General features: G+C 48.0%; 14 protein-coding genes. 1 reads left to right on the top strand and 13 read right to left on the bottom strand.

The annotated features are described in order from the left end of the window. Positions 1-17 precede the first annotated feature (17 nt). Positions 18-146 (top strand): DUF6254 family protein, encoded by a 129-nt coding sequence (locus A8709_RS35090; protein ID WP_244163123.1) that lies wholly within the window; start codon positions 18-20, stop codon positions 144-146. A 120-nt stretch (positions 147-266) separates the two neighbouring features. Here A8709_RS35090 and A8709_RS07520 read toward each other — a convergent pair whose 3' ends face one another. From A8709_RS07520 to A8709_RS07460, 13 genes are all read right to left on the bottom strand, one after another. After that, complete coding sequence (locus tag A8709_RS07520; RefSeq protein ID WP_065851668.1) at positions 267-1229, bottom strand: iron-hydroxamate ABC transporter substrate-binding protein; 963 nt, start codon at positions 1227-1229, stop codon at positions 267-269. Between the two features lie 191 nt (positions 1230-1420). Beyond that, the gene (locus A8709_RS07515; RefSeq protein WP_065851605.1) at positions 1421-3073 is read right to left on the bottom strand and encodes an AraC family transcriptional regulator; all 1653 of its coding nucleotides are present in this window, start codon (positions 3071-3073) and stop codon (positions 1421-1423) included. Positions 3074-3306: 233 nt separating this feature from the next. Further along, positions 3307-4197, bottom strand: coding sequence for a DinB family protein (locus A8709_RS07510; protein WP_065851603.1), 891 nt, complete (start codon positions 4195-4197; stop codon positions 3307-3309). 69 nt (positions 4198-4266) lie between these two features. Next, entirely contained in the window at positions 4267-4929 is a 663-nt protein-coding gene (locus A8709_RS07505; protein ID WP_065851600.1) for a bifunctional 2-keto-4-hydroxyglutarate aldolase/2-keto-3-deoxy-6-phosphogluconate aldolase, read from the bottom strand. A gap of 61 nt (positions 4930-4990) precedes the next feature. Then, the gene (locus A8709_RS07500; protein ID WP_065851598.1) at positions 4991-5956 is read right to left on the bottom strand and encodes a sugar kinase; all 966 of its coding nucleotides are present in this window, start codon (positions 5954-5956) and stop codon (positions 4991-4993) included. 199 nt (positions 5957-6155) lie between these two features. Continuing rightward, positions 6156-7016, bottom strand: coding sequence for an inositol monophosphatase family protein (locus A8709_RS07495; RefSeq protein ID WP_065851596.1), 861 nt, complete (start codon positions 7014-7016; stop codon positions 6156-6158). Between the two features lie 322 nt (positions 7017-7338). Next, positions 7339-7842 carry a GNAT family N-acetyltransferase gene (locus tag A8709_RS07490; protein ID WP_065851594.1) on the bottom strand — a complete coding sequence of 168 codons (504 nt, stop codon included), beginning with the start codon at positions 7840-7842 and terminating at the stop codon, positions 7339-7341. A gap of 186 nt (positions 7843-8028) precedes the next feature. Beyond that, positions 8029-8799, bottom strand: a complete 771-nt coding sequence (gene fabI, locus A8709_RS07485; protein WP_028555353.1) for an enoyl-ACP reductase FabI — start codon at positions 8797-8799, stop codon at positions 8029-8031. A gap of 97 nt (positions 8800-8896) precedes the next feature. Further along, complete coding sequence (uvsE, locus tag A8709_RS07480) at positions 8897-9886, bottom strand: UV DNA damage repair endonuclease UvsE (RefSeq protein WP_065851592.1); 990 nt, start codon at positions 9884-9886, stop codon at positions 8897-8899. Positions 9887-10118: 232 nt separating this feature from the next. Further along, entirely contained in the window at positions 10119-10550 is a 432-nt protein-coding gene (locus A8709_RS07475) for a hypothetical protein (RefSeq protein WP_065851591.1), read from the bottom strand. 145 nt (positions 10551-10695) lie between these two features. Then, on the bottom strand, positions 10696-11013 hold the full coding sequence (locus tag A8709_RS07470; RefSeq protein ID WP_065851589.1) for a hypothetical protein: 318 nt from the start codon (positions 11011-11013) through the stop codon (positions 10696-10698). 7 nt (positions 11014-11020) lie between these two features. Beyond that, the gene (locus tag A8709_RS07465) at positions 11021-12160 is read right to left on the bottom strand and encodes a D-alanine--D-alanine ligase (RefSeq protein WP_065851588.1); all 1140 of its coding nucleotides are present in this window, start codon (positions 12158-12160) and stop codon (positions 11021-11023) included. Positions 12161-12196: 36 nt separating this feature from the next. Further along, the gene (locus A8709_RS07460) at positions 12197-13219 is read right to left on the bottom strand and encodes an amidase domain-containing protein (protein ID WP_065851586.1); all 1023 of its coding nucleotides are present in this window, start codon (positions 13217-13219) and stop codon (positions 12197-12199) included. Positions 13220-13287: the final 68 nt, after the last annotated feature.

The raw sequence follows: 13287 nt of genomic DNA, 5'->3' as shown, positions 1-13287 counted from the left end.
AGAGGAGGTTTTAAGCGATGAGCCACTCAAAACGCCGCGAAGAAGCTGCATGGAAGGGTCGTAAACAAGCTCAACATCCACCACATGGTAAGGTGAAAGCCCTGGCGGAATTCGCCAGCGAGTATGAAGCGGAAAACAAGAAGTAAATAAGTACCCCTCCTCCCACAAAAAGAGGGATCAACACAAAGAGCCCGCTCGACCAGTCTCTACGGAAACAGGGTCTTCGGGTTCTTTGTGTTATATCTTCCACATCATTCGCTGTTCACTTACTTACCAAGAAAGCTTTTTGTGAAAAACGTGAGTTGGTATTCCATGCTTAGCGGATCATTGAAATAGAATGCCTTCGCATCTGCTTCAAATACATGTTGATTTTTAACTGCGTTAGCATCTTTGTATACGGCGGTATTTTGGAAGGAGTTGTCTTCTTCCGCATTTTTACTGAAAATAACATAGTCGCCAAAGTAATCTTTCAGTACTTCTGTAGAGAGTGCAAAGTAACCCTCTTTCTTCGTTGCTTCTTTGACTTTCTCAGGCATAGGTAGTCCGAACGCCTGATAGAGGATTTCAGTACCGCGGCCAAAGTTATCGCCATATACGTATAGCTGTTTATTGAATGTCTCGATAACTGAAACTGTTGAATTCGCACCGATTTTTGCCTTGATTTCATCTCCGACTTTTTTGGTGCGTGCTTTGAAATCATCGACCCAAGCTTGTGCTTCTTTTTGTTTGTTTAACAATTTACCAACTTCAAGTTGCTGCGTTAGGTAATCCACTTTACCATACGTATACGTGACTGTAGGCGCAATTTTCTTGAATTTATCAATATTTTGAATATCGGACAGCCCGATAATCAGATCCGGTTTCAGCTCGATGATTTTCTCAAGACTCTCATCAGAAACAGCTTCTACGTTTTTCAATTTTTCTTGAAAGCTTGGATTAGGGTTCGCTTTGGACATTTCGTCCGCTCCGACCAAAGGCACCCCAAGTGCCATAACGTTACCTGTTAAAAAACGGGTAAGCACCACGACACGTTGTGGATTCGTCGGAACCTGTACAGGCCCATCCTCGGATTGGTAGGTGAATGTACTCGCTGTTGCCGTGCTTGTCGCAGTACTCGACGCTGGGCTTGATGCAGGACTCGATGCCGTGTCGGTCGATGCTTCCTTGCTGCCGCAAGCGCTAAGAACTAGTATAAATGTCAGGACTACTGGAACTAAAAATTTCTTCATATCAAGACTCTCTCCCTTTTCATGGCTCAGTTTGAAATCGATAATCGTATCACGCGTAAGAGGCAAACTTTAGACTTCTACAAGTCAGGTTTGGCTCTCTCCTCAATGATCATGAAAATCATTCTCATTTACATATTATATTTGTCTATGTAACACCAAGCCATGCCTTTTTGTTGGGAAATCGCTTTGGACTATTGGTTGCCTGTAAATAGGGCTACAGCACGTTGAAGCTGTAAGTGAATGGAAACGGGATTATAAGGTATCCATTCATCCCGATCAAGATGATAGACACGATTCTGCTGTACGGCAGAAAGCTGTTTCCAATACGATGAATTGAATATCGATTCAGAGTGCGCAATAGAACCTTTTTCATCTTGAAAAATAATCACTAAGATTTGAGGCCCTGCGTATTGTTCCAGCTCCGATAGCTCGATAGGAATGGAATGAAACTGATCCCCGCGCTTCTTCATCTCCTGTTCAATGATTGCAGGTGGCTGCAGTCCCAGCGATTGATACATGACATAGCCGACATTCCGCGCACCATACACGAGCAGTTCCTCCGGTTTAATAACCAGAATCGTGAGAATTTCCTTGGCGAATGCCGTTTGCTGGACAAGTAAACGAGCTGCCTGTTCTTCCTTTTCAAAAGCTGCCAGCCACTGCTCTGCCCGCTCACTCTTCTGAATGGCCTGAGCAATGAGACGCAGATGTTCCTTCCAGCCTAACTCCATCCAGGAAATCTCCAAGATAGGTGCCACAACGCGCAAATATCCAGGGTCTAGCCCATATTCCTGTAATTGCTCTTTTGGCGTAATAATCAACTCGGTATTGGCCTGAAGCAGTACAGTCTTTACTTGTTCAGATGAACTGTTTACATCTATGAACATCATCGTTTGCGGCTCCAATTCAGCCGTATTTACATACTCGCCGCTATCCGAAATGGTGACAGCAGGCTCCAAGCCTAGCAATAGCAGATGGCTGGCATAAGGTATCCCTAACACGGCCACGCGTTGAATTTCACTATGGATATAGCTTGAAGGTGATGTCCCCGTGTGCTGTTTGAAACGGCGGCTGAGATAAAACTCATCCTTATAACCTACCTTGAGCGCAATCTCCCGAAGGGATCCCGAACCTGTCATTAATAGCTCCTTAGCTCGATGAACGCGCAAGCGTGACAAATATTCATTGGGAGAAAAGATCGTAAGCTTCCTGAACAAAATTGAATAGTGAGATCGGCTTACGCCTGCCATTGCGGCCAGCTGCTCACTCGTTATTTTCTCATGATAGTGGTTCTCCAAATAAGCAATGCTTCGTTCCATTGACGGTTGGTCGCTGGTAGCAAGCTTTTCATCCTGATTTTCCAGCAGCTGGAGAATGATTTGGTGCAATTTAATTTGATTCTGTACATGTCGAACTTCGCTTACGGGTAAACGATGGACATACAGCTCTTCCACATTGGCCACAATCGCAGGCTCGTATGGAAAAAATAAGACATCTGCATTGGAAAGTACTTCGCTTTTCCTTATCATTGCGCCTGCAGGCATCGCTCTCTCCTGCTCTCGTGTGCTAATTAACAGCTTATAAGCATGAATGGGCTGCTGAATATCTGCAGTCAATGAGGCAAGACAATGCGCAGGGAGAAGAAGGACGCTTCCTTCTACAAGCTCATATGTTTGCTCTTCGGTCCTAAGCATCCCTTTACCGCCAGCAATCGCAAGCAGCACAGATAAACTCTCCTTGATCTTATATAAGCGCAGGTTCGAGGTGCTGTACAGCGAATGGATGCTGTCAGCCGTATATAACGGAAAATGAGACTCTGCCCACTCCGAAACAAGGTTATTCAAAACCAAAACCTCCATTACCGTTAAAATGAGAGAACGTCTAGCGAATCTCGGGTACGATGTGAATCAATAATAAATGACTTATTGCGTGATGAATCAGCAATTATTCACACCATACCGCTGTCCACAATGGTTGTCAAACGCAGCTACGTCCTTCTTTTCGGCGGTTTTCGCCTATCATGGCATAAGGGAGAATGGAGCTACCTCTCGGTAAGCTCCTTAAGATGACTCCTGCCTTATCCCTTCGCACGTATTCGGTTTACAGCTCTCACATGATGGTTGGCGTGTCCTGCCATCATTTTCAGTAATTGCGCAACCGTCTCTTCCCGATTTGTTGTTCGAACCGTTCGCTCCAAGGCATCTGGCAGATGCTTGCAAAGACCTATTATATGTGCTCTAGTCGCACGAAATAGCATCACTTCAGTTGCAATTGGACGATACGCATACTGCAGTCCACTTTGCCAATCATCGGGCTTAAAGGCATTCCCTTGATACATCCGTCCTGGCTCGGCCAGGGCGAACTTCACTTTATGCATGGCGACAAGCTCCAAATCGATGAGGTGAAGCACGTGTTCACGAATCGACCACTTACCAGGCTTCTCCGTACAGCTTAGCTCTGTCTCCGATAAGCCGGCTATTGCCTTTTCCAACTCTGATACACCGGTTTCATACATCGCCATAATCTCCGCATGAGACGGAAATAGCTCTTCCCAGTACACCATTGTGTACCCGTCATCCGTCGGAACATGCAGCTCACGGATGTGACCAGGCTCTTCAAAGTTCTGCATCGGCATTCGGCATCCGATTGCGCGCAAGCTCGTCTCCATTTCAGCCACGGAGTCGATCCCGATATACACAAGACTCCCTTTGGGCGGGGTCGTATGATTAGGCTGCAGCCACCGATTCAAGTACGACGCGATAGGATCTTCATCCCGCTCCACTGCCCCACTCTCACCACTGGGAGACACCAATACAGCTTCATCCTGAACCCCGCCAATACGCAGCAATGCTGCACCCTTCTCATCTGCCAACTCCTGCAGTTCCCACCCTAATTGGTCGATATAAAAAGATAAAGAATCCAGCACATTGTCCACGCGCAGCAAAATTCTGGCCCGTCCTTGCTTCATCGTCTATGCCTCCGCTTCCGTACACAAAAATACGCTCCGTCCTAACTTCGACGGAGCGTACTCTCATACCTACTTCTTAGCCGCTTGGTAGGCCTCGATATATTGCGCAGCCTTCTTGGCAACAAGGCTGTAGTCCCCTGTTTTGACGGCTTCGCTCGTCAAATCGGAGCCGATGCCGACGGCAACTGCGCCGGCCTGGATCCACTCGCCGAGGTTGCTCAGCGACACCCCGCCGGTTGGCATAATGTTCGCCTGCGGCAGCGGACCTTTAATGGCCTTAATCATCGCCGGGGAGTAGAGATTCCCGGGGAAGAGCTTCACGATATCCACGCCGAGCTCCAGCGCGGCTTGGATATCCGCAATCGTCATGCATCCTGGCATGACGGGAACACGATACCGGTTGCACAGCGCAACCGTGTTCGGGTTCAAAGACGGGCCGACAACGAACTCGGCCCCGCTTAGAATCGCGGCACGCGCCGTTTCGGGGTCGAGGGCTGTGCCCACCCCGATAATCGCGTACTTGGACGCGTCCTTCGCTGTGCTCGAGTAGCGCTTCGCCAGCTCCTCGATCGCGCGCAGCGCGAAAGGCACGGTCATCGTGACTTCGATGACTTTGATTCCGCCGGCGATGGCTTGATCCGCCATTTCGACGACTTCTTCTGGCGTTTCACCACGCAGAACGGCAACGACGCCCTCATTTGTAATTTGCTGAAGTAATTTAATTTTTTTCACAACAATCTTCCCTTCTATGTGCAAGCATGTATGATGGATGAAATTCGATTCACAACTACAATTAGCGTTCTATATGTTTAACGTCATTAAGGACCGCATCTACTTGCTCCCACGTCGGAGCGCCTTCCCAATCGCCTTCGGTCTGTACGATCATGGAGCCCACCAAATTCCCGATGCGGACGGCTTCAGGGTACGCATACCCCTTCGTCACGCCAACCAAAAAGCCCGCACAGAACCCATCTCCTGCACCCACAGTATCAACCACATGCTCCGCTTTAAAGTAGGGCACTTCGGTAATCGTGTCTGCTGTCACGACATACGTCACGTCTTCTCCACCTTTGACAATGGAAACCGCCGATAATTCGCGCAGCTTGCTCACAATGACATCCCAATCCTCGGTTTGGTACAGAAGCTTCAGCTCGTCCAAGCCTGGCAAGAAAATATCAGCAAGCTTCGCAAGCTCGAGCAGCACAGGACGCGCCTCTTCAATACTCCACAGCTTCAATCGCAGGTTCGGGTCAAAGCTAACCTTCACGCCATGCTTGCGAGCCAAACGAACCGACTCGAAAACGGCCTCCTTACACGACTCACTCAAGGCTGGTGTGATCCCTGTCACATGCAATATTTGAGCCCCAGCGATGTACGCCTCATCCAAATGACTAGCACTCATCTGACTAGCTGCCGAGTTTTTGCGGTAGTAGTAGACGGATGTCTTGCCCATTATCACTTCACGCATCATAAGCCCTGTCGGCGCATCGGACGTTAATTCCGCACGAGAGACATCAACGCCTTCGCCACGGAGCTTTTTGAAAATCATGCGGCCCAGCGGGTCCTTGCCCAGCCTGCCGAACCAGCCTACGCTGCCGCCCAGGCGTGAAATACCAATGGCCACGTTGCTCTCTGCACCACCGAACAGGCTGTGCAGCTCTGAAGAGTACTCCAAGCCCTTGCCATTAGAAGGCATCAACAATGCCATGGATTCCCCAAACGTAAGTATATCTGGCACTAATCCTGTATTTACCGTCATAAAAGCACTCCATCCATTCCGATCACGACGTGTCGTGTCCCGTTAATTGAAACGTTTAAATAAATGAGATATCTCATATTATAGAGGATTTTAACGGATTTCACCAGCGTTTTGCGAAGAGATTCCCCTCTTCCAAATATTGAAAAAACCTCCTGCCCCCTCATTCCTCAAGGAACGACCTGGCAAGAGGTTAGTTTCTTTAAAGACCCGTCGCCTCAGCCGACGCAAGCTCACGCTGGAACTCCTCGTGAATGCGGCCATTCGACGCTAAGATGTTACGCACGCCTAAGTGATAAGGCTTGCCTTCTGTATCCGTGACATGACCGCCAGACTCTTGAATCAGCAAGGCACCTGCAGCAATGTCCCACGCATTCAAGCCAATTTCCCAAAATCCGCTAAGCCGGCCAGCGGCCACATAAGCCAAATGCAGCGCAGCAGAGCCTGCCACACGGATGTTACGCACTTTCGGAGAGAGCGCCACGACACCTTTGAGGTTAATCGGCAAAGCCCCATCGCGGTCCGCCGGGAACCCCGTGGCAATCAAACTCGTGAGCAGCGTATCATCTTCGGAAACTTCCGTCTTTCTTCCGTGCATGTAAGCGCCCTTCCCTTTCTCCGCAACGAACAGTTCGTCACGTGATGGGTCGTACACTACACCTACAATAACTTCCCCCTTATGCGCAAGCGCAATCGATACCGAGTAAAAAGGGAATCCGTGCACGAAGTTCGTTGTCCCGTCGATCGGATCTACGATCCAGAGGTACTCTTCGTCGCTCATCTCTTGCAGCGCTTTAACCGATGCTTCTGGACCTGGCTCAACGCCTTCCTCCCCGAGAATCGAATGGTTAGGGAAATGTGTCATGATCAAATTACGAATCAGCTTCTCTGATCCTTTATCCACCTCTGTCACAAGGTCTTGAGTAGAGAACTTCGTCCCCACATGATTGATGTCTCCGAGCTTCGTCTTAATCCATTGTCCTGCTTTGGCCGCCGTATTAATGGCAACAGCTGTAAAACTTTTACTCCCCACTACGAAGGTTTCTGTTCCACCTTGCACCATATATATCAACTCTTTCTTTTCATTAATTTAGATAATACGTTAAGTATAGTAAATTATACGTTTCTAATACTAGTGCGTTTCATCCTAATTTATTCGTACATTTTCACATGCGCGCGGAAAAACGAGAATCACTGTCCCTCACGTGATAAAAATGAGAAAAACTTCTATCGAAGTCCTTCGAGGATGTGCGACCGCGTTTTATAGGTAGTTTTTATCGCCAATTATCAAGACGTTTTCGGGAACCGAAAATTTATACTTTCTAATGTGGTAAAAAACCTGATTACTCAGGCTCTAAATAATTATTTATGCAATCACTTTTGTGTCATACTTTCTTTTCATATAAGTTCCCTGACCAGTTAAGTTCCCCAGCCTGCAATTCAAATGTTCCCACATAAGTAAAATCCCGCTGTCGATAATACGTATTCAACGCGTCATTGGTTGCCATGCAGTCAAGTCTTAGATACTTTTTGTTCCGCGATTTCACATAGTCCTCAATCCATTTGAGGAAATATTCGCCATACTTGCGACCTGCTTGTGTTCTCCGCACTACAAACCTGTGCAAATAACCGGACTCCTCATTATGCAAATCTCCCCACACGCTAGGATCCGACCATTGCAGAGCAAAGCTGCCTACATATTCCCCATTATGTTTGGCTAGAAAGATCTGTCTGTCCTCAAAATAAGCCAACACGTTTTCGCGGTTAAAATATTCAGGCCGCCATTGATCGATTCCTTTGGACTGCATCCAATGCGCAGCTTCAAGCCATAAGGATAGCACTTCTTCTACTTCTGCAGGAGAAGCTTCCAGGATCTTTATATCTTCCATATATGAACACTCCGACCCTTTTAAGTTTAATTATTCCAATGAATTAACTCGGATTTAATTCAACTTTACCATTCATCGTTTTTTCCTGTCAATGTAGTACAGGGGTCAGCAAAAGAAAAAACCGTAGCGGCCGCGAGGCCGTACGGAATTCTTGTTCTTTTATCTATGAAAATAAGGCCTACTCACTTAAATACCTACGATGTGGTATCCGCCGTCAACATAAATCACTTCACCCGTGATGCCGCGGGACAGATTACTCATAAGGAACATGGCTGTGTCGCCAACTTCCGCTGTATCTGTTGTTTTGCGAAGCGGCGCTTTCTCCTCGACTTGACGCAGGATCGAGTTGAAGTCCTTGATCCCTTTAGCTGCTAAGGTACGAATTGGACCAGCAGAAATCCCGTTCACGCGGATACCGAATTGGCCAAGATCTGCTGCCAGGTAGCGAACGCTAGCTTCAAGCGCAGCTTTGGCAACGCCCATGACGTTGTAGTTCTTCATTGCGCGCTCTGCGCCGAGGTACGTCATGGTCATGATGCTTCCGCCCTCTGTCATTAGCGGGTAAATGCGTTTGGATACTGCTACTAGGGAGTAAGCGCTAATGTCATGGGCAAGTGCGAAGCCATCACGTGATGTATCCACGAACAGCCCGTCCAACTCTTCTGTTTTCGCAAAAGCAATACTATGTACAAGCCCGTGTACTACACCGAACTTCTCTTTAAGCGCAGATGCCAGCGTATCAATCTCTGCATCTACGGTTACGTTGCAAGGCATCAAAGTTGAGCCTGGAATCGTGTCAGCCAGCTTGCGCACGCGTTCCTCAACGCGCTCATTTTCGAAGGTGAATACCAAATTCGCGCCTTGTGCGGCTAAAGATTGTGCAATAGCCCAAGCGATACTGCGGTCATTCGCAACACCCATTACAAGTATATTTTTCCCGTTTAATAATTGACTCATGGTTAGTTGAAGCCCCTCTCCAATGGCATGGTTAGTCGTGCATTCCCACTCTCCAAGCTACCCCATTTTGTCCGAATTTTCAAGCAAAATATGGAATTTAAAGTTGCAGCGATGCTTGATCAATCTCCGTGACGCCTTCCTGTTCCTTCAAGTCTTCCATCAGCTTGAATAAGGCGCTGTCTTTCATCTTCGCTTCAATCATAATATCGAGTTTCGGCGTCATCGGCGCGATCTTCTTGAGAAAATCATAGAGCGGCCCCACCTCCACGTAATCAGCGTGACTTCTCGGCTCTGTTTCTGCTTTCGGGCTGGAAACGTGGATTTTGGGGGGCAGCATTGCTGATGCCTCATCGAGCTGCATCCGTGCACGCGTCAGCCATGTCTCTTGAATGCGCGGCCACAGTTCGGCAGCATCTTCTCCGCCGTTATTAACCGCATGATGATGAACGTCAAGCACCATCGGAGCTCCGACTTCTTCGGCAATCTCAAGCGTCTCTAGCGCGTTGAAGGTTTTGTCGTCATTTTCGAGTGTGATCCGCCGTTGGATGGGGATTCGAAGCGCGTTGAAATTCTGCACAAATCGCTTCGCGGATTTCGTTTTATCGCCATAAGAGCCGCCGACATGAATGTTGCACATCGCCTCCATACCTAGCCCCATGGCGTTCAGCATGGCGGAGTGACGCTCTAAATCTTCGACAGATTTCTGGAGAACATCCTTCCGCGGGGTGCTCAGCACGGTGAAGTGATCCGGATGGAAGCTGACGCGCATGCCATTCTGCTTGGCATAGCTGCCAAGCTCCTCGAATTCCGCAGATAGCGCCGGAATCGGATCCCAATCGCCCAGCATCTCATGACCGATCAGTGGGATAAATCGCGACGAGAATCGGAATACCATTATGTCATGGGCACGATTATGTTTGAGCAATCGGAGCGTATTATGTAAATTTTCGGCGCCGATACGCTGCAGTTTACGAATGGCTGCTTCACGATCGAGCAGTTTATTAAAATTCGTTGCCGTCATCGTCTTGGACGGGGATGCATTCTTTACCACGGTGGACATGGCTACATATCCGAGGCGAATGAGCATTTCGGTTAACCTCCAGGTTCGTTTCCAAAATGGATTATAGAGTTGCTATGGTCTCGTTGCTAAGAAACCCGAATTTTCTCATAATTAGATTACCCTAGCCCATAGATGCACATACCAACTTAAGCGTCCTCTTTTACGGCCTAATCTTGTCTTGATTTACCCTACTCAAGCACAAAAAGCCCTTCGACGTTCAAGAACGTCATAAGGGGCCTTTGTTCATAAGAAGATTCGGTTATTGTTCGTATTGGATTTCGATACGAGCAAGGATACCAGCTGGATTGCCAACGCTTCGGTTTGCATTGGATGGAGAATTAAAGCCAGCGATCACAATGTTATTTTCACCTTTATGAAGGAAAGGCTCGATATGAAAGGTTCTTCCTGGATTGTAGAAGGCTAAAGTATCCTGCGGTTCGTCGATAATCACAGGGACTCCGTTAATGAGCACGATGCCATAGTTGTCAACGGACAGGAATAAGGTGGCTATCCTAATTTCATTTGAATGAACTTTGAATGTTTTGGCGACCACTGCTGCTGGCCCAATGGAATCACTCGCCCCCCACACATAAGCTTCACCTTCTCTCGGTTGCACCCATGCCTCGATTGGCTCGTTTTCAAGAGCATTTACCCAACTGCCATCCGTACTAATGATTGTGTGCCTTTTCATTGATGACACTTCCTTTCTACGAAGATACGCTATTATATGAAGCTAGCACTCCGTTCGAAAGGGACAATGAACTGCATAAGAGGCTTATAAACAAAAAACACCGCCCCTCAAAACTAAAGGACGATGCTTCTCTATGCTTTTCCCTCTACGCTTGCTCTCCAAAAAACATCTCAAACGCAAGTGCTGTTTGAACTCGAGACTCTTCCTCCGTTAACCGGCGGATGAGTTCCATCTCCACCTGTGTGACTTCTTCACCTTGGAAATTAATTTCCGCGATAGAAGCCACGATGCGAACGATCGCAATCGCCTGATTATCAGGCGTGTACGCGATGACCTTCTGACCGGTCGGGAATACGCGGAAGCCGCTCTTCACCATTTTGCCGCGGCCATATTCGAGCAGCTCGTAAAGCTCTTGCTCCGACTTAAACTTACAAACTGAATTGAATTCCGTTTGAAAACCCATGGCTCATCTACTCCGCATCGAAAGAATATTGGATATTTTGCTTAGCTGCATGACGTTCAAGTGCTAAGCGAATCAGATCATCTAGCAGCTCTTTATAGGGTTTACCTGTCTCTTGCCACAACAGCGGATACATGCTGAAAGGTGTGAATCCAGGCATCGTATTGATTTCATTGATGTAGATCTTTTGATCGGTTTTACCTAGGAAGAAGTCGACACGTGACAAGCCGCTGCCATCCACCGCCAAGAAGGCGCGGGTCGCTAGCTGTCTAACCTCATCTGAGATTTCCTGGGAGATTTCAGCCGGAATTACCATAGCTGATTTGCCGTCCAGGTACTTGGCTTTGTAATCGTAGAATTCGTTCGAAGATACGATTTCGCCGACGACAGAAGCGATTGGCTCATCGTTGCCTAGAACGGCAACCTCGATCTCACGCGCATCGATATTTTCCTCAACAATGACCTTGCGGTCATATTGGAAGGCAAAAGCAACAGCTGCGATGAGTTCCTCTTGGTTTCTTGCTTTCGAGATCCCTACGCTGGAGCCTAAGTTAGCTGGTTTTACAAAGCAAGGATAGCCTACCGCCGTTTCGAGCTCCATCAGGTGGTAAGCGCGGTTCTTTTCCCACTCGGTGCGGGTGAAGTGACGGAAAATGCACTGTGGAAGCCCCTCTTGGGCAAACACTTTTTTCATCATGACTTTATCCATGCCTACCGCGGAAGCCAATACACCAGCTCCTACATAAGGAATATTCGCCATTTCTAATAGTCCTTGGATCGTGCCGTCTTCCCCAAACGTACCATGTAAAAGCGGGAACACAACGTCTAATCCTACGTCTTCAGCTCCGCTAGCCGTTGAAATGGCTACATCGCCCTTCGTTTGGATGCCTCCGAAAATAGGCGCTAACGCATTCGAAGCCGGTGCTCCAGCATCTGCGCCTGTGCTGAACGTCAGCACTTCTCTCGATTCCGCAGGACCTAATAGCGGTGCTCCGCTTCTCCATTCGCCTTTTTTGGATATATAAAACGGTGTTATTTCATATTTAGTGAAGTCCACAGCTTTCATCACGGCCAGTGCTGTTTGCAAAGACACGTCATGCTCACCGGATTTCCCTCCATAAATTAATCCAATTCGTATTTTGCGGCTCATTACGTACCTCCGTCTAGTATTTACAATATCTTGGCCTTACATTTCATCAGCAACATGAATGAACACGTACTTCGTCCGTTCCGACCAAGCAGGTGAATCCTTATATGCCCAGTACCGATTGCGGCTATTAAAGGTATGCGCATTAACAAGCGGCATTCCATTGGCATCTTTACCTATGACAACCGTATTGTGCTGAAAGCGGCCGTCACCATCCCAATCATAGCTGATGGTATCTCCTGGCTGAAGCTCTCGCGGGTCTTTTACTTCCGTACCTGTCAACCCATGTGTATGGGAACGTGCTAAATAATGATGCAGGCTATTGGCAACAGCCCAACTGAAGCTCCAGAGCTCTTGATGTCCCTTTTTACCAGCATACCACCAGCCTGAATCCCTTTTTCCAGTATAGTCCATTGGGGCCCCGCCTGCAAAGAGGCATTGCGAGACATAGTTCGTACAATCTACCTCGAAATACTCGTATCTCGGATTCGGTGTTTGCCACCAAGTTTCCGCATATTGGACGGCTTTGGGACGGTTATAAATGATTTTGCGGTGGACGGATTCCATCCCCCCTGTGTTGCGTATACTAGGATTGATATAAGGTAGAGATGGCGAACTGCGCCCTGCATCTAGAAATGAGGTATTCTCTGATTGGTGAAAGCTGCGCCCACTGTGGGCAAGCTGCTTCTCGCTTTGCAGCAGTTCCGCACTTTGGACTTGCCACCCAGCGGCCCGGCTCTCAATAATCACACGCTCTGACTCTATGCGCTCTTCCTGATGTTCTATGGAACCAATCCGATAATGTAAAAAACGGTGCAGCTGAATATCGGCAATGATGCCGTATGGCGATTCCTTCATGCCCTTCAGACGAAGCTTCGTCTCGCCTCTCAGCAGCTGTGCATCGCGTTCACGGTAACTGTTCAGGAGCTTACGCACCTTGACATCCTGTTTCCGTACATAAGCGCTGTCCGAGACAAAAGCTTCCAAGGGCGCGGCTGAGCCTTCGAGCTCTGCCTGATTTTTGGCATGAACGTAATTGTAGAGCGCTGTTTTCCAGGACATCTTGGTAACCCTCCTTAGCGATTTTATAGGATCGATCTATCTTTTGGCAGGACAAGCCTAAATTGCTT

This window comes from Paenibacillus pectinilyticus, from assembly GCF_001700435.1.
GTDB lineage: Bacteria > Bacillota > Bacilli > Paenibacillales > NBRC-103111 > Paenibacillus_E > Paenibacillus_E pectinilyticus.
Note: the sequence above shows the minus strand (reverse complement) of the source record. Positions and strands in the feature narration are given on the sequence as shown.